This is a genomic window from Providencia sp. AGC89 (genome assembly GCF_053543535.1).
Genome location: NZ_JBIXLP010000091.1, coordinates 252833 through 270316, shown reverse-complemented (window position 1 = coordinate 270316; position 17484 = coordinate 252833). Strand labels below are relative to the sequence as shown.

The window sequence follows — 17484 nt, the reverse complement described above, 5'->3', positions numbered from 1 at the left end:
AAATGGGACTTTGATCACATTTTCAGGGCGTGTTTCTGGTAAACGGCAAGTAGACCAAATAAAAAGCACGACCGCGAGAAATGCCAAGCCAGTAAAAACGGCGATATATCCGCCAAAACTAACTAACCCCGCACCGAATAACATCCCTAATGCAGGACTAATGGCTAGGGCAATACCCATAATTGAAAAAACTTTAGCTAATTCATGCCCTTGATAGCTATCACGCATTGCTGTTTGTGTTCCAATTGAACCGACGGCGGCACCAAATGCGGCAAGCATTCTCATTAACAGTAATAAATAAAAGTGTGTGATAAACAACGCGCAGATAGAGGCGATACCGTAGATCAACAGACCTGCCAGAATAGTCGGGCGGCGGCCTAGCGTATCACACATTCTTCCTCAAAATACGACACCTAGCGCAAAAGCAAAGAAATAGAATGATAATGTTTGTGATGCTTGTTCAGCATCGACATTAAATGCGCTAGCAATGTTGGTCAATGCTGGGCTGTATATGGTTTCCACGATTTGTGGAAACATCATTAAGGCAACAGCAAGCCATAATGAAAGAGGGTGTTTCATACCAATTATCCTGCTTATATTAATAAAAATAGATGGTGAAGATGAATACAACTATTCAATGACAAGTAGTTTAATGGTATTTTTAGTGTCCCATTACAAAAATAAAGACTATAAATATCAAAAAAGGGACATTATGGCTTGGCTAGAACAAACAGATGAATTTCAAACTCACTGGTATACAGCGCCAGTATTGGGAATAGCAGCTCAAATGGGGCAACATGATTCTGGTTTACATAGCCATGAAATGGGGCAGCTTTTGTTTACACAACAAGGGTGTATACGAATTTCACTTGAGAACCGAATTTCTCTATTACCTCCTGGAAGGGTGGCATGGATACCTCCATTTGTTTGTCACCGAGCACAAATGCGCGCATCTGTGGGCTATCGTTCGGTGTATTTAAGTGAACAATATGCTAAAAAAATAGCAAATGAAGTCGTCATTTTGAGCATTTCACCTCTGCTAAGAGAGGTACTTGAACGGATTGCAATTGCCCCGTTTGACAGTGATTGGCAACAAGGGCGCTTAGCAAATTTATTACTAGTATTTATCGATGAACTACAAAGTGCAACGACTGAGCCAACATTACTTGCACTTCCTCAAGATAGGCGCTTTAAAGGCCTCGATATCGAGCAATTACCACCTAATTTAAACCAACTTGCTCAAACGATTGGCGCAAGTGAAAAAACCATTACACGGGTTTTCTTAAAAGAAACCGGAATGACTTATCAAACATGGCGGCAACAATGGCGGTTTATTAAAGCGATTGAGTTATTGGCACAAAATCACCCATATCACTTTATTACTCAAGAGCTTGGCTTAGCCAGTGATAGTGCTTTTATCAGTTTTTTTCGCAAAATGAGTGGGGTAACACCGCGGGAATATCAACAGTAAAAGAGAAAAAAGCCCCGATAAACCGAGGCTTGAGTATTTGTAGGGGGATAGATTTAATTGAATATTATTTTTTTGCTAATCCAGAGTTGAATTTACGTTGGCTGTAACCCGTATACAGCTGACGAGGACGAGCAATTTTCAGACCGTCATCATGCATTTCATTCCAATGGGCTATCCAACCAATTGTACGTGCAATAGCAAAAATAACAGTAAACATTGAAGATGGAATTCCCATTGCCTTCAATATGATACCTGAATAGAAGTCAACGTTTGGATACAGTTTTTTCTCAATGAAGTACGGGTCATTCAGGGCAATACGTTCTAGCTCCATAGCGACTTCGAGTAAGCTATCGTTTAAGCCCAACTCATTAAGTACTTCGTGGCAAGTTTCACGCATCACAGTTGCACGTGGGTCATGGTTTTTATAAACACGGTGACCAAAGCCCATTAAGCGGAAAGAGTCATTTTTGTCTTTCGCACGTTCGATAAATGCAGGGATATGCTCAACGGTTTGAATTTCTTCCAACATGCGTAAACAGGCTTCGTTAGCACCACCGTGAGCTGGCCCCCACAGAGACGCAATACCCGCAGCAATACAAGCAAATGGGTTTGCACCTGATGACCCAGCAGTACGTACGGTTGATGTTGAAGCGTTCTGTTCGTGGTCAGCATGCAGGATTAAAATCCGATCCATTGCACGTTCAAGAACTGGATTTACCACATATTCTTCACATGGTGTAGAGAACATCATATGCAAGAAGTTACCCGCGTACGACAGTTCATTACGTGGATAAACAAAAGGCTGGCCAATGGAGTATTTATAACACATTGCCGCAACAGTTGGCATTTTTGACAGCAGACGATAAGCTGTAATTTCACGGTGGCGCGGGTTGTTCACGTCCAATGCATCATGGTAGAACGCAGCCAGTGCACCTGTTACACCACATAACACTGCCATTGGGTGTGAGTCACGACGGAAGCCATTCAGCATGCGAGTGATTTGCTCGTGGATCATCGTGTGGCGAGTTACCGTATTTTTAAATGTGTCGTATTGCTCTTGAGTCGGTGCTTCGCCGTATAACAGGATATAACAAACTTCGAGGTAAGAAGCTTCGGTAGCGAGTTGATCGATCGGGAAACCACGATGCAGCAGAATGCCTTCATCACCATCGATATAGGTGATTTTTGATTCACAGGATGCAGTAGAAGTAAAACCAGGGTCATAGGTAAAGAACCCTTTTGAACCTAAAGTTCGGACATCGATAACGTCTTGACCAATGGTAGGGCTTAAAATATCGAGGTCAATATCACCCTTACTACCAGTCGTTAGCTTAGCTTTGTTATCAGCCATTTACGGTCTCCTTAGCGCTTGATAATCGACACCCAACAACCCAGAAGCTCAGCGTTATACTGTTTCTTCGTGCATTGTTCTACCGGTATGATTAGAAAATCAGCTAGCTATCACATAAAACCTGAAATCTGACGACCGACGACAATGTAATTAGGTTGTTTATGAGTGTGTAGATGTTATGTTCTTTTTGTTGTTTTACTTACAATATCATTATTTGTGGTAAGAGGAACAACTTTCATAACTTTTGTTAGTAATACCTGTCACAGTTCAAATTGGAAGGTACTTAACATTGCAACATTCATGTTTTTTATTTTTCAGTGAGGGAACGCCCACACCTTAAGATAATTCTGCTAGACCTATATGTAAGATAAATGTTGAATCATTGTCAAATAAGATAAGCACATTTATACAAAATGTTTAAATCGTGATCCTTCTCACTGTTCGGGCTAAATGTCCCCAAACATTTTGTGTGGGAATTGTAATGGCATTGTGAAGACTTTATACTAGCGGCAGGTCTCCGGATTACCCTGTAGTAGGAGTTCCCAGCGTGATCAGTATGCAACTTTATTTAAACATGATGGATTAGAGTTTGTGTTAAGTTGCATTTTGTACCCCCTGTCGCTGTCTGATTTCCACCCCAGGTCCGGAGGATGGAAAATAATAAAGAGCTGTGTGGGCAAAATTGTGAAAAAACAAAGACCTGTCAACCTTGATTTGCAGACGATTCATTTCCCGATCACTGCAATATCTTCGATCTTGCACCGTGTCTCTGGCGTCATTACTCTCATCGCAGTTGGTATTCTGCTTTGGTTGCTAGGGACATCTCTCTCCTCTCCAGAAGGTTTTCAATACGCGTCTGAAATAATGACTGGCTTTTTTGCTAAGTTCATTCTTTGGGGCATTCTAACGGCATTGGCTTACCACATTTGTGGTGGTATTCGTCATATGCTGATGGATTTTGGCTGTGTTGATGAAACCCTTGCTGCTGGTAACTCATCTGCAAAAATTACATTTGTTATCACCGTAATTCTGGCAATTCTGGCGGGGATCTTAGTATGGTAAGTAATGCTTCTGCTTTAGGCCGTACTGGTATCCAGGACTGGCTGTTAATCCGTGTTTCTGCGATTATTATCGTATTATACGTAATTTACATTGTTGGTTTTGTTGCTATCAATGATATTACTTATGAAGTATGGCGTGGTTTCTTCGCTTCTTCTGTGACGAAAGTATTTACTATCCTCACATTGTTCTCGATTCTTGTGCATGCGTGGATTGGCATGTGGCAAGTGCTAACTGACTATGTCAAGCCGCTAGCAATTCGTTTAGTGCTGCAACTGGCTATCGTTGTTGGTCTGTTGGCTTATTTAATTTACGGAACAATTGTTGTGTGGGGTGCATAAATGAATCTGCCAATCAGAGAGTTTGACGCTATCGTTATTGGTGCTGGTGGCGCAGGTATGCGTGCAGCACTTCAAATTTCACAGTTGGGCCTGTCTTGTGCTCTGCTGTCAAAAGTATTTCCAACCCGTTCTCATACAGTATCAGCGCAAGGTGGTATCACTGTTGCTTTAGGTAACACTCACCCTGATAACTGGGAATGGCATATGTATGATACCGTGAAAGGTTCCGACTATATCGGTGACCAAGATGCAATCGAATACATGTGTAAAACAGGGCCCGAGGCTATCCTAGAATTAGAGCATATGGGGTTACCTTTTTCTCGCTTAGACGATGGCAGTATTTATCAGCGTCCATTTGGTGGTCAGTCTAAGAATTTCGGTGGCGAGCAAGCGGCACGTACTGCGGCTGCGGCTGACCGGACTGGTCACGCATTGTTACATACTTTGTATCAGCAAAACTTAAAAAATCACACAACCATCTTTTCAGAGTGGTATGCCCTTGATTTAGTTAAAAATCAAGACGGCGATGTGGTGGGCTGTACTGCAATTTGTATGGAAACTGGCGAATTAGTTTACTTCAAAGCTAAAGCGACCATCTTAGCTACGGGTGGTGCAGGGCGTATTTATCAATCGACCACCAATGCGCATATCAATACCGGTGATGGTGTTGGGATGGCAGCTCGTGCTGGTGTTCCTTTACAAGATATGGAAATGTGGCAATTCCACCCGACGGGTATCGCTGGCGCAGGGGTTCTTGTGACAGAAGGTTGCCGTGGTGAAGGTGGCTATTTGCTGAATAAAGACGGTGAGCGCTTCATGGAACGTTATGCGCCAAATGCGAAAGATTTGGCAGGTCGTGATGTTGTTGCACGTTCAATCATGATTGAAATCCGTGAAGGCCGTGGCTGTGATGGTCCTTGGGGTCCACATGCCAAACTGAAATTGGATCATTTAGGGAAAGAAGTTCTCGAGTCTCGTTTACCGGGTATTCTTGAATTATCCCGTACCTTTGCTCACGTTGACCCAATCAAAGAGCCAATCCCAGTTATTCCAACTTGTCACTATATGATGGGTGGTATTCCAACAAAAGTGACTGGCCAAGCGATTCGCTATAACGAAAAAGGCGAAGACGAAGTTATTCCAGGTCTGTTTGCTGTGGGTGAAATTGCGTGTGTATCTGTACACGGCGCTAACCGTTTAGGCGGTAACTCATTGCTCGACTTAGTCGTATTTGGTCGTTCTGCGGGTCTACACCTAAAAGAGTCCATCATGGAACAAGGTTCAATGCGTGATGCTTCTGAATCCGATATTGATGCGGCGATGACACGCTTTAACCGTTGGGAAGGGGCTCGTACTGGCGAAGATCCAACTGAGATCCGCAAGGCACTGCAAACCTGTATGCAGCATAACTTCTCGGTATTCCGTGAAGGTGATGCGATGGCGAAAGGTCTGGAAGAGCTAAAAGTGATCCGTGAACGCCTGCAAAATGCACGTCTTGATGATACCTCAACAGAGTTCAACACTCAGCGTATTGAGTGTTTAGAACTGGATAACCTGATGGAAACCGCTTATGCGACAGCACAAGCAGCGAACTTCCGTACAGAAAGTCGTGGGGCGCATAGCCGCTTTGACTATCCAGAGCGTGATGATGCGAATTGGTTATGTCACTCATTATATTTACCGCAATCTGAAACGATGACGCGTCGTGAAGTCAACATGCAGCCAAAATTGCGTGAAGCCTTCCCACCGAAAATTCGTACCTACTAATGCGTGGTGTTAATCCAGTTGCGGAGAAATAAACTATGAAACTACAATTTTCGATTTATCGTTATAATCCAGATGTGGACAACGCCCCACGCATGCAAGATTACACCCTCGAAGTGCCAGAAGGGCGTGACATGATGCTGTTGGATGCGTTGATCCAAATTAAAGAACAGGACCCAACACTGTCATTCCGTCGTTCTTGTCGTGAAGGTGTCTGTGGTTCTGATGGTGTCAATATGAACGGTAAAAACGGGCTGGCGTGTATCACACCATTGTCCGCTTTAATCCGTGGTGGGAAAAAAATTGTTATCCGTCCGTTACCAGGTTTGCCTGTTGTGCGCGACCTGATTATCGACATGACTCAGTTTTATACCCAATACGAAAAAATCCGCCCATATCTTATTAATGATAATAAGAACCCTCCTGCTCGTGAGAATTTACAAACTCCTGCACAACGTGAAAAACTTGATGGTTTATACGAGTGTATCTTATGTGCTTGTTGTTCGACTTCTTGCCCATCTTTCTGGTGGAATCCAGATAAGTTTATTGGGCCTGCGGGCTTGCTGGCAGCATACCGCTTCCTGATCGATAGCCGCGATACTGAAACGGATTCAAGATTAGATGATCTGAACGACGCTTTTAGTGTTTTCCGCTGTCATAGCATCATGAATTGTGTCAATGTATGCCCTAAAGGGCTAAATCCAACAAAAGCTATCGGTCATATTAAATCTATGTTGCTAAAACATACTGCCTGATAGTGAATATTTAACCCGTAGTGCTTAAGTGCTACGGGTTAAAATGGGAATAGCACAAAATAAATACATAACTTAAAAATAGGGCGTAAAGTAAAGTAGGGTTTTTAATTTAAATAGCGCTTAAGGTCACAAAAGCGCGAAAACGAAATACCCACAACGAGCATCAGAAAGTAACATTGTCATATATAAAATGTAGCACTTAATAAAACGTTGTCATAACAAAAGCGCAAAAAAGTGAAAGCAAAGAAAGTAACAGTAAAAAGTAGAAAAAATAGCCAACTGCAAAAAAAGATGAAGACGACAGCCCAAGCATAGGGGCCTTTAAAAACCGTAGCCAGTTTTTAAAGGTTCCTTAAAAGGGAAACCCTTACTGATAAAGGGCCTCCCAAAGAGAGAACATGCATAAAGCACGTCCAAGAGAACCTTTATCGAGGCCGCTTAAATGCGGTAATTAGTTAACCACGGCGAAAACTAAAGCTTTTAAAGCTTAAGGGATCACAATGCAGAACGGCGTAATGAAGGACTGGCTGGATTCAAGCTTTCTGGCAGGCGCGAACCAGACATATATAGAACAGCTTTATGAAGATTATCTGACTGACCCTAACTCTGTAGATGCCGAGTGGAAAGCCATTTTTGAGCAACTTCCTGGTGCTACTTTAGGTACTAGTGGTGAACAATTCCACTCCCAAGCGCGCGATTACTTCCGCCGCTTAGCAAAAGACTCTACGCGTTATCACACTTCTGTTAGCGATCCAGCTATCGATGCAAAACAAGTCAAAGTTTTGCAGTTAATAAATGCATTCCGCTTCCGCGGGCACCAGAATGCGAATCTTGACCCGTTAGGGCTTTGGAAACGCGAATCTGTTCCAGATTTAGACCCAGCATTCCATAATCTGACGAAAGAAGATTTCGACGAAACCTTTAACGTGGGTTCATTTGCTATTGGCAAAGAAACCATGAAACTCAGTGAGCTATATGAGCACTTGAAACGCATTTATTGCGGTTCGATTGGTGCTGAATATATGCATATCACAAATACTGAAGAAAAACGTTGGATTCAACAACGTCTTGAGTCAGTTGATGTTGCAAAAGTTTTCTCTAAAGAAGAAAAATTACGTTTCTTAGCGGAACTCACCGCCGCTGAAGGCCTTGAGCGCTATATCGGGGCTAAATTCCCAGGGGCTAAACGTTTCTCATTGGAAGGCGGTGATGCCCTGATCCCAATGCTGAAAGATTTAATTCACCACGCAGGCAAACAGGATACTCGTGAAGTTGTTCTGGGGATGGCTCACCGTGGTCGTTTAAACGTTCTTGTGAATATCCTAGGTAAAAAACCTGGTGAATTATTCGATGAATTCGCGGGTAAACATAAAGACCATTCAAGTGCGGGTGACGTTAAATATCACCAAGGTTTCTCGTCTGACTTTGAAACCGCCGGTTCTCGTGTTCACTTAGCGTTAGCATTTAACCCATCTCACCTTGAAATTGTTAGCCCTGTGGTAATTGGTTCAGTGCGTGCTCGTCGTGATCGCTTGGACGAAGGTCGCAGCAACATGGTGTTACCAATCACTATTCATGGTGACTCCGCAGTTACCGGTCAGGGTGTTGTTCAAGAAACACTGAACATGTCTCAGGCTCGTGGTTATGAAGTTGGCGGTACTGTACGTATCGTTATTAACAACCAAATTGGTTTTACTACTTCAAATCCGAAAGATACCCGTTCAACTGAATACTGTACTGATATCGTGAAAATGGTGCAGGCGCCTATTTTCCACGTGAATGCTGATGATCCTGAAGCCGTTTCATTTGTGACTCGCTTAGCGCTAGATTTCCGTAATACATTTAAACGTGATGTGATGATCGATTTAGTGTGTTATCGCCGTCATGGTCATAACGAAGCGGATGAGCCAAGTGCAACTCAGCCTGTGATGTATCAAAAAATCAAACAGCATCCAACACCACGTAAAATTTATGCGGACCGTTTAATTGCAGAGAACGTGTTGAGTGCTAATGATGTGACTGAAATGGTCAATCTGTACCGTGATGCCTTAGATGCAGGTAATTGTGTGGTTGAAGAGTACCGTGAAATGGGACTCAATTCTTATACATGGGCTCCGTATTTGAACCATGAATGGGATGAATCATATAAATCGACCGTTGATATCAAACGTTTAACTGAATTGGCAACTAAAGTTAGCACTATTCCTGAAGGTGTTGTTGCTCAGTCTCGTGTTGAGAAAATTTATGCAGATCGCGCTGAAATGGCGAAAGGCGAAAAATTACTCGACTGGGGTGCGGCTGAAACTTTAGCTTATGCAACATTGGTTGATGAAGGTGTTCCTGTTCGTTTGTCAGGTGAAGATGCGGGTCGTGGTACATTCTTCCACCGCCATGCGGTTATTCATAACCAAACTAACGGTTCTGTCTATGTTCCATTACAAAATATTCATAACGGTCAAGGCGTATTCAACGTTTGGGACTCTGTCCTAACAGAAAACGCAGTATTGGCATTTGAATATGGTTATGCGACGACTGAACCACGTGCTCTGACGATTTGGGAAGCGCAATTTGGTGACTTCGCAAACTGTGCTCAGGTTGTTATCGACCAATTCATTAGCTCTGGTGAGCAAAAATGGGGTCGTATGTGTGGCCTTGTAATGTTACTGCCACATGGATATGAAGGTCAGGGGCCAGAACACTCATCTGCACGTTTAGAGCGTTATCTCCAACTGTGTGCTGATCAAAACATGCAAGTATGTGTTCCATCAACACCAGCTCAGGTTTACCACATGTTACGTCGTCAGGCCTTACGTGGCATGCGTCGTCCTCTGATTGTGATGTCACCGAAGTCTCTGCTCCGTCACCCATTAGCAGTATCTAGTATGGATGAACTGGCGAATGGCAAATTCGAACCAGTTATCGGTGAAATCGATGAAATCAATCCGAAAAATGTGAAACGCGTCGTTCTGTGTTCAGGGAAAGTCTATTACGATCTGTTAGAACAACGTCGTAAGAATGAACAAACTGACGTTGCTATCGTGCGTATTGAGCAGTTGTATCCGTTCCCACACGATGATATCCAAAAAGCGTTGGCGCAATTTACTGATGTTAAAGACTTTGTATGGTGTCAAGAAGAGCCATTAAACCAAGGTGCTTGGTATTGCAGTCAACATAATTTCCGTGAAGCTATCCCAGCAGGGGCTACTTTACGTTATGCAGGTCGAGCTGCTTCTTCATCACCAGCAGTTGGCTATACGTCCGTTCACCAGGAACAACAAAAAGCCCTGGTTAATGACGCTTTGAACATTGAATAATTAAAGGATAGAAAATGAGTAGCGTAGAAATTCTTGTTCCCGATCTTCCTGAGTCCGTTGCAGATGCCACGGTTGCCACATGGCATAAAAAACCAGGTGATAGTGTTCAGCGTGACGAAGTCCTGGTTGAGATCGAAACAGATAAAGTGGTGTTAGAAGTGCCTGCAAGTGAAGCAGGTGTGTTAGAAGCTATCGTTGAAGAAGAAGGCGCGACGGTATTATCTAAACAACTGTTAGGTCGTATTCGTTTAGGTGATAGCTCAGGTATTCCTGCTGAAGTTAAAGATGCACAGGAAGCAACGCCAGCACAACGCCAAACTGCAAGCCTAGAGACTGAAAGTAATGACGCTCTGAGCCCAGCTATTCGTCGCTTGATTGCAGAACATAGCCTGAACCCAGCTGACATTAAAGGGACGGGTGTTGGTGGTCGTTTGACTCGTGAAGATGTTGAAAAACATTTAGCAGCAAATAAATCAGCAGCTCCAGCAGCAACAGCACCTGCTGCACCACAAGCGCCGTTAGCACACCGTAGCGAGAAACGTGTACCAATGACACGTTTACGTAAACGTATCGCAGAGCGCCTGTTAGAAGCGAAAAACACCACTGCAATGTTGACAACATTTAATGAAGTTAACATGCAACCAATTAAAGACTTACGGAAACAATATGGCGAAGCATTCGAAAAACGCCACGGTGTACGTTTAGGCTTTATGTCCTTCTATGTTAAAGCTGCGGTAGAAGCACTGAAACGCTATCCAGAAGTTAACGCTTCTATTGATGGCAGCGATGTGGTTTACCACAACTATTTTGATATCAGCATTGCCGTCTCTACGCCTCGTGGTCTGGTAACTCCAGTTCTACGTGATGTTGATGCAATGAGCATGGCAGATATCGAGAAAAAAATTAAAGAACTGGCTGTTAAAGGTCGCGATGGTAAATTAACTGTTGAAGACTTAAGTGGTGGTAACTTCACTATCACTAACGGTGGCGTATTTGGTTCTCTGATGTCTACACCTATCATTAACCCACCACAGAGCGCAATTTTAGGCATGCATGCCATTAAAGACCGCCCTATGGCTGTAAATGGTAAGGTAGAGATTCTTCCTATGATGTATTTAGCGCTGTCTTATGACCACCGTTTAATCGATGGTAGTGAGTCAGTGGGCTTCTTAGTCGCTATCAAAGATATGCTGGAAGATCCAACTCGTTTACTGCTGGACGTATAGCAACATAACAGGGTAGGAACAACCTGCCCGGTCTGAAGTAACCGATGCAACCCGCTTGCGGGTTGCTAAATCAGTAACAATTGCAGGAGGCGAATAAACGCCTCTTCAGACTCAATTATGGATAGAACATCATGAATTTACACGAGTACCAGGCAAAACAGTTGTTTGCACGTTATGGGATGCCTGCACCAACAGGTTATGCCTGTTCATCAGTCGCTGAAACCGTAGACGCTGCTAAAAAAATTGGCAATGGCCCATGGGTAATTAAATGCCAAGTACATGCAGGCGGACGTGGTAAAGCAGGTGGCGTTAAAGTCACTAGCGATATTAACGAAGTTAAAGCATTTGCAGAAAACTGGTTAGGTAAAAACTTAGTGACTTATCAAACAGACGCTAACGGCCAACCAGTAAACCAGATTCTTGTTGAAACAGCGACTGACATTGATAAAGAGTTGTATTTAGGTGCGGTTGTTGACCGTAGCACTCGTCGTGTTGTTTTCATGGCATCGACTGAAGGTGGTGTGGAAATTGAAAAAGTTGCTGAAGAAACGCCTGAATTAATTCATAAAGCAATTATCGACCCACTGACTGGCCCAATGCCTTTCCAAGGCCGTGAATTGGCATTTAAATTAGGCTTAACAGGTAAACAAGTTAGCCAATTTGCTAAAATTTTTATGGGTCTAGCAACTTTATTCCTTGAGCGTGACTTAGCTTTAGCAGAAATTAACCCTCTGGTTATCAGTACTGCGGGTGATTTAGTTTGCTTAGATGGCAAATTAGGCATCGACAGTAATGCGCTATATCGTCAGCCAGAAATCCGTGAACTACGTGATGAATCTCAAGAAGATGCGCGCGAAGCTCAAGCAGCGCAGTGGGAACTCAACTATGTTGCATTAGATGGTAACATTGGCTGTATGGTTAACGGTGCAGGCTTAGCAATGGGAACTATGGACATTGTTAAACTTCACGGTGGCGCACCTGCAAACTTCTTAGATGTTGGTGGCGGCGCAACTAAAGAGCGTGTAACTGAAGCATTTAAAATCATTCTTTCTGATGAAAACGTGAAAGCCGTTTTTGTTAACATCTTTGGTGGTATCGTTCGTTGCGACCTGATTGCAGACGGCATCATTGGTGCAGTTGAAGAAGTTGGCGTAAATGTACCAGTAGTTGTGCGTTTAGAAGGTAACAATGCTGAATTAGGTGCTAAGAAACTGGCAGACAGCGGCTTGAACATTATCGCTGCTAACAGCTTGACTGACGCAGCTAAAAAAGCAGTAGCAGCAGCGGAGGCTAAATAATGTCTATTTTAATCGATAAAAACACCAAAGTGATTTGCCAAGGTTTTACTGGTGGTCAAGGTACATTCCATTCAGAACAAGCGATTGCTTATGGTACAAAAATGGTCGGTGGTGTTACACCAGGCAAAGGTGGTACAACACACTTAGGTCTGCCGGTGTTCAATACAGTTCGCGAAGCGGTTGAAGCGACAGGTGCAACTGCGTCTGTTATCTATGTGCCAGCGCCATTTTGTAAAGACTCTATCTTAGAAGCTATCGATGCAGGCATTAAACTGATTATCACCATCACTGAAGGTATTCCAACTCTGGACATGCTGACTGTGAAAGTGAAGCTGGATGAAGCTGGCGTTCGCATGATCGGCCCTAACTGCCCAGGCGTTATCACTCCAGGTGAATGTAAGATTGGTATCCAACCTGGTCACATTCATATGCCAGGTAAAGTCGGTATCGTTTCACGTTCAGGTACGCTGACTTATGAAGCGGTAAAACAAACTACTGATGCAGGTTTAGGCCAATCAACTTGTGTTGGTATCGGTGGTGACCCAATCCCAGGTTCAAACTTTATTGATATCCTGAAAATGTTCCAAGCTGACCCACAAACTGAAGCGATTGTCATGATCGGTGAAATTGGTGGTAACGCGGAAGAAGAAGCTGCGGCTTATATTAAAGAGCATGTAACTAAACCAGTAGTTGGTTATATCGCTGGTGTAACGGCACCGAAAGGTAAACGTATGGGCCATGCTGGCGCAATCATTGCTGGCGGTAAAGGTACTGCGGATGAGAAATTTGCTGCATTAGAAGCTGCGGGCGTGAAAACCGTTCGTAGCCTTGCAGACATCGGCGATGCCGTGAAATCATTACTGAATAAGTAAATGATCCGCTAGGTAACTAGCAGCCGTAAGAGACGAAAGCCCGTGCTTATTTGAGTACGGGTTTTTTTATGGCTTTAAAAGCCGTTAGTGTAATTTCTGGAGAGAGGATAAGGATTTCTGGCAAAGAGTGTCTATACTTAAAAATATTAAAAGATACGAGTACAGGTACGGCTATCTGTGAAAATGCTCCATAGCTTTGGTGGGCTACAAAGCCCATTTTAAGCAAAAAACGAGAAAGTTGTGTCAGGTCAATTTTATAATTATTGGGAAAAGTTAATTAACCGAATATATGATTTTAGTTGAGATAAGTTCGTATATTAATAAAATTCATAATAGCTTTGAAATAAGATACTATTAGAAATTAAATATTCTTTTTTAGACTTCTTAATAAAAAGATTATATTTTTTTGTTAATCTTTAGAAAAAATAAGAACATTTATATCAATACCAATAACAGTACATTAACAAGTGAATAACTATTAATTGACTGGTATGCAAATCAATTAACAATAGGAAAAAAATTGACGTAAATCAATTTATTACCTCTAGCTTTATTTGTCGAAATTGCTTAAATTGGTGCACGATCAAATACTCTATTTTCTATTAAAGGGTATAATTATTGATGTAAATTCAGAATTCAAATCTGAGTCACGTAAAAGAAGTTTATTGTATGTGAAGATAGGCGTACTATTATTATAGTATTGTTCTTTCTTTTGGTTTTGTTAATTATTTGTTGTTTTGAGGCATTTTTTGCTGGTAGTTAAGAGGCTTTCTTCGAAATTTAATCTGGAAGCTGGGTTGCCGCAAGTCGGTGTCTTCCTGCTAGGAGCAAGGAGTCAAGATGTTTGATATTGTCGAACTGTCACGATTACAGTTTGCCTTAACTGCAATGTATCACTTCCTGTTCGTGCCATTAACGCTCGGTATGGCGTTTTTGCTTGCGATCATGGAAACGGTATATGTGCTGTCTGGCAAGCAAATTTATAAAGATATGACTAAGTTCTGGGGTAAGTTATTTGGTATTAACTTCGCCCTAGGTGTTGCAACGGGTCTGACCATGGAATTCCAATTCGGGACTAACTGGTCTTACTATGCTCATTACGTTGGAGATATCTTCGGTGCGCCTCTGGCAATCGAAGGTTTGATGGCGTTCTTCTTAGAATCTACTTTTGTTGGTTTATTCTTCTTTGGTTGGGATCGTTTAAGCAAAACTCAACACCTTGCTGTAACATGGTTAGTTGCTTTAGGTTCTAACTTCTCTGCTTTGTGGATTTTAGTGGCGAATGGTTGGATGCAAAACCCGATCGCAGCTGACTTCAACTTTGAAACAATGCGTATGGAAATGGTTAGCTTCTCTGAGCTAGTCTTAAACCCAGTTGCGCAAGTTAAGTTTGTCCACACAGTGGCTGCAGGTTATTGTACTGGTGCAATGTTTATCTTAGGTATCAGCTCTTACTACCTACTTAAAGGTCGTGATGTTGCTTTTGCTAAGCGTTCTTTTGCAATTGCTGCTAGTTTTGGTATTGCTGCGGTTCTATCTGTTATCGTTCTTGGTGATGAATCAGGTTACGAAATGGGTGACGTTCAGAAAACTAAACTCGCTGCGGTTGAAGCTGAGTGGGAAACCCATGCGCCTCCTGCTGCATTTAACTTAATCGCTTGGCCAGATACTGAGAAGCAAGAAAACAAGTTTGCTATCTCAATTCCTTGGGCGATGGGTATCATTGCAACTCGTTCTGTTGATACGCCAGTATTAGGTCTGAAAGATCTAATGAAACAACACGAAGTTCGTATCCGTAACGGTATGGTTGCATATGGTCAATTACAAGAACTGTTAGCTGGAAATAAAGATCCTGAATTGCGTGCTGCATTTGAAGCTAGCAAAAAAGATCTCGGTTATGGTCTTCTGTTAAAACAATACGCACCAAATGTTGTTGATGCGACAGAAGCGCAAATTCAAAAAGCAGTAAAAGACAGTATTCCTAACGTAGGGCCTCTGTTCTGGGCATTCCGTATCATGGTTGGTGTTGGCTTCCTGTTGTTATTAATTATTGGCTGGGCATTCCTGTCAGTAGTCCGTAACAAAATTGGTCAAAGCAAACTGCTGTTACGTATTGCACTGTTTGGTATTCCACTACCATGGATTGCAATTGAATCAGGTTGGTTCGTTGCAGAGTATGGTCGTCAGCCTTGGGCAATTGGTGAAGTATTACCGGTGTCGGTTGCTCATTCTAATTTAACGACCCATGACCTGATCTTCTCTATGGTATTGATCTGTGGTCTGTACACACTGTTCTTAATTGCTGAAATGTTCTTAATGTTCAAATTCGCTCGTAAAGGGCCTAGTAGCCTGAAAACTGGTCGCTACCACTTTGAACAGAAAAACACTTCTGCACACGACGTTCAGTAAATAGGAGCCACTTATGTTTGATTATGAAGTTCTTCGGTTTGTGTGGTGGATCCTTATCGGTGTATTACTGATTGGGTTTGCTGTCACGGATGGCTTTGACATGGGCGTTGGCTTCTTATTACCTATTTTAGGTAAAACAGATACCGAACGCCGTATCATGATTAATGCCGTTGCACCGCACTGGGATGGTAACCAAGTTTGGTTAATCACTGCGGGTGGTGCGATGTTTGCTGCATGGCCACAAGTCTATGCGGCATCATTCTCCGGTTTCTATATCGCGATGATTTTAGTGTTAGCTGCTTTGTTCTTCCGTCCGGTGGGTTTCGACTACCGTTCAAAACTGGAGAACCCAAAATGGCGTAACATGTGGGACTGGGGTCTGTTCATCGGTGGTTTCGTTCCACCATTAGTTATCGGTGTTGCATTTGGTAACCTATTATTAGGTGTCCCACTGCAAATTGATAACCAACAGTACTTAACCTATACAGGTAACCTGTTTGGTCTGCTGAACCCATATGGTCTGTTAGCGGGTGTGGTTGGTTTAATGATGATTGTTACCCAAGGTGCAACTTATCTGCAAATGCGTACCACTGGCGAGCTGTACCTACGTGTACGTAAAGCAACCTATATCTGTGCATTAGTCACACTGTTAGCGTTTGCGGGTGCTGGTGTTTGGTTAGTAATGGGTATCGATGGCTATGTTATCACTTCAGCGATTGATCACCATGCGGTATCAAACCCACTGAATAAAACCGTAGAGGTTGTTTCAGGGGCTTGGTTGACTAACTTCAATACTTACCCAATCCTGTGGGCTCTGCCTGCACTGGGTTTAGCGCTGCCACTACTGACTATGCTGTTCAGTAAAGCAGACAAAAATGGTTGGGCGTTTGTGAGCTCTTCATTAACTATCGCTTGTATCATTTTAACTTGTGGTGTAGCAATGTTCCCATTCATCATGCCTTCAAGCATTATGCCAAATGCAAGCTTGACCATGTGGGATGCAACATCTAGCTTGTTCACACTGCAAGTCATGACAGTTGTCGCGGCTATCTTTGTTCCAATCGTACTGGCATACACCGCATGGTGTTACTACAAAATGTTTGGTCGTCTGGACAAAAACTTCATCGAAGGCAACAAGCATTCACTGTATTAAGGAGCATAACTATGTGGTATTTCGCCTGGATTCTCGGCACGCTGTTAGCTTGTAGTTTTGCAGTGATTGCAGCACTAGCATTAGAGCACTCTGAAGACTCTAAAGCAGCTAAAGATGGTGAGTAAATAAAATGCTGGTGGATAAAACCTATCAGCTATTGGATAAGGGGCCGTTAAGGGCCCTTATCCTTATTTTAGCTTTAGTTACAGCTGGTGCAGTGATGTGGGACCCATCTCTATTTGCTGCAAAAACCAGTTCATTCCAAATTTGGCAAGGGCTGTTATTAATTTGGGCAACTTGCAGTGCGATGATTTTTGGTGTTGGTTTCAAACCCCAAAAAGTCATTTGGCGTGCGATTTTCCATCCATTACCGGCTGCCATCATTCTTATTTGGGGACTTTTACAAGTCTTTAGATAATTCTAATTGCTAATTGTGGGTCAATGGACCCATAATTATTTTTGATATCTTTA

At 42.8% G+C, this 17484-nt stretch carries 14 protein-coding genes and 1 pseudogene; 13 read left to right on the top strand and 2 right to left on the bottom strand.

The features are described 5' to 3' along the window. A pseudogene (locus ACIPUA_RS21050) lies at positions 1-579 on the bottom strand (MFS transporter); the annotation flags it as partial. 133 nt (positions 580-712) lie between these two features. On the opposite strand from ACIPUA_RS21050, the gene ACIPUA_RS21045 reads away from it, so the two are divergent. Beyond that, positions 713-1471, top strand: a complete 759-nt coding sequence (locus tag ACIPUA_RS21045; RefSeq protein ID WP_449060105.1) for an AraC family transcriptional regulator — start codon at positions 713-715, stop codon at positions 1469-1471. Between the two features lie 64 nt (positions 1472-1535). Here the strand turns inward: ACIPUA_RS21045 and ACIPUA_RS21040 are convergent, their stop codons facing one another. Beyond that, positions 1536-2822 (bottom strand): citrate synthase, encoded by a 1287-nt coding sequence (locus ACIPUA_RS21040; RefSeq protein ID WP_042848298.1) that lies wholly within the window; start codon positions 2820-2822, stop codon positions 1536-1538. A 672-nt stretch (positions 2823-3494) separates the two neighbouring features. Between ACIPUA_RS21040 and sdhC the strand changes: the two genes are divergently transcribed. The 12 genes from sdhC (at position 3495) to ybgE (ending at position 17431) form a co-directional block, all read left to right on the top strand. Further along, positions 3495-3884 (top strand): succinate dehydrogenase cytochrome b556 subunit, encoded by a 390-nt coding sequence (gene sdhC / locus ACIPUA_RS21035; RefSeq protein ID WP_004909059.1) that lies wholly within the window; start codon positions 3495-3497, stop codon positions 3882-3884. After that, on the top strand, positions 3878-4222 hold the full coding sequence (sdhD, locus tag ACIPUA_RS21030) for a succinate dehydrogenase membrane anchor subunit (protein ID WP_449060104.1): 345 nt from the start codon (positions 3878-3880) through the stop codon (positions 4220-4222). Before sdhC ends, sdhD begins: the two co-directional genes overlap by 7 nt. Next, positions 4223-5989 (top strand): succinate dehydrogenase flavoprotein subunit, encoded by a 1767-nt coding sequence (gene sdhA, locus ACIPUA_RS21025; protein WP_042848296.1) that lies wholly within the window; start codon positions 4223-4225, stop codon positions 5987-5989. It abuts the gene before it with no gap. Between the two features lie 35 nt (positions 5990-6024). Continuing rightward, positions 6025-6741, top strand: coding sequence for a succinate dehydrogenase iron-sulfur subunit (locus ACIPUA_RS21020; RefSeq protein ID WP_042848294.1), 717 nt, complete (start codon positions 6025-6027; stop codon positions 6739-6741). Between the two features lie 500 nt (positions 6742-7241). Next, positions 7242-10055 carry a 2-oxoglutarate dehydrogenase E1 component gene (sucA, locus tag ACIPUA_RS21015; RefSeq protein ID WP_042848293.1) on the top strand — a complete coding sequence of 938 codons (2814 nt, stop codon included), beginning with the start codon at positions 7242-7244 and terminating at the stop codon, positions 10053-10055. A 14-nt stretch (positions 10056-10069) separates the two neighbouring features. Further along, complete coding sequence (odhB, locus tag ACIPUA_RS21010; RefSeq protein ID WP_042848291.1) at positions 10070-11281, top strand: 2-oxoglutarate dehydrogenase complex dihydrolipoyllysine-residue succinyltransferase; 1212 nt, start codon at positions 10070-10072, stop codon at positions 11279-11281. Positions 11282-11412: 131 nt separating this feature from the next. Further along, positions 11413-12579: an ADP-forming succinate--CoA ligase subunit beta gene (gene sucC / locus ACIPUA_RS21005; RefSeq protein WP_042848289.1), complete on the top strand. Its 1167-nt coding sequence runs from the start codon at positions 11413-11415 to the stop codon at positions 12577-12579. Beyond that, entirely contained in the window at positions 12579-13451 is an 873-nt protein-coding gene (gene sucD, locus ACIPUA_RS21000; RefSeq protein WP_042848287.1) for a succinate--CoA ligase subunit alpha, read from the top strand. The genes sucC and sucD overlap by 1 nt, the downstream gene beginning before the upstream one ends. Positions 13452-14291: 840 nt before the next feature. Next, positions 14292-15860 carry a cytochrome ubiquinol oxidase subunit I gene (gene cydA, locus ACIPUA_RS20995; RefSeq protein ID WP_042848286.1) on the top strand — a complete coding sequence of 523 codons (1569 nt, stop codon included), beginning with the start codon at positions 14292-14294 and terminating at the stop codon, positions 15858-15860. Positions 15861-15873: 13 nt separating this feature from the next. Beyond that, entirely contained in the window at positions 15874-17013 is a 1140-nt protein-coding gene (gene cydB, locus ACIPUA_RS20990; RefSeq protein ID WP_042848285.1) for a cytochrome d ubiquinol oxidase subunit II, read from the top strand. 11 nt (positions 17014-17024) lie between these two features. After that, a complete protein-coding gene (cydX, locus tag ACIPUA_RS20985; RefSeq protein WP_004909083.1) occupies positions 17025-17138 on the top strand; it encodes a cytochrome bd-I oxidase subunit CydX in 114 nt (37 codons plus the stop codon). A gap of 5 nt (positions 17139-17143) precedes the next feature. Further along, positions 17144-17431 (top strand): cyd operon protein YbgE, encoded by a 288-nt coding sequence (gene ybgE, locus ACIPUA_RS20980; RefSeq protein ID WP_042848283.1) that lies wholly within the window; start codon positions 17144-17146, stop codon positions 17429-17431. Positions 17432-17484: the final 53 nt, after the last annotated feature.

Excerpts from the sequence above, each read along its gene's own strand:
- ACIPUA_RS21045 (WP_449060105.1), top strand. The coding sequence starts at position 713 with ATGGCTTGGCTAGAACAAACAGATGAATTTCAAACTCACTGGTATACA.
- ACIPUA_RS21040 (WP_042848298.1), bottom strand. The coding sequence starts at position 2,822 with ATGGCTGATAACAAAGCTAAGCTAACGACTGGTAGTAAGGGTGATATT.
- sdhD (WP_449060104.1), top strand. The coding sequence starts at position 3,878 with ATGGTAAGTAATGCTTCTGCTTTAGGCCGTACTGGTATCCAGGACTGG.
- sdhA (WP_042848296.1), top strand. The coding sequence starts at position 4,223 with ATGAATCTGCCAATCAGAGAGTTTGACGCTATCGTTATTGGTGCTGGT.
- ACIPUA_RS21020 (WP_042848294.1), top strand. The coding sequence starts at position 6,025 with ATGAAACTACAATTTTCGATTTATCGTTATAATCCAGATGTGGACAAC.
- sucA (WP_042848293.1), top strand. The coding sequence starts at position 7,242 with ATGCAGAACGGCGTAATGAAGGACTGGCTGGATTCAAGCTTTCTGGCA.
- odhB (WP_042848291.1), top strand. The coding sequence starts at position 10,070 with ATGAGTAGCGTAGAAATTCTTGTTCCCGATCTTCCTGAGTCCGTTGCA.
- sucC (WP_042848289.1), top strand. The coding sequence starts at position 11,413 with ATGAATTTACACGAGTACCAGGCAAAACAGTTGTTTGCACGTTATGGG.
- sucD (WP_042848287.1), top strand. The coding sequence starts at position 12,579 with ATGTCTATTTTAATCGATAAAAACACCAAAGTGATTTGCCAAGGTTTT.
- cydA (WP_042848286.1), top strand. The coding sequence starts at position 14,292 with ATGTTTGATATTGTCGAACTGTCACGATTACAGTTTGCCTTAACTGCA.
- cydB (WP_042848285.1), top strand. The coding sequence starts at position 15,874 with ATGTTTGATTATGAAGTTCTTCGGTTTGTGTGGTGGATCCTTATCGGT.
- cydX (WP_004909083.1), top strand. The coding sequence starts at position 17,025 with ATGTGGTATTTCGCCTGGATTCTCGGCACGCTGTTAGCTTGTAGTTTT.
- ybgE (WP_042848283.1), top strand. The coding sequence starts at position 17,144 with ATGCTGGTGGATAAAACCTATCAGCTATTGGATAAGGGGCCGTTAAGG.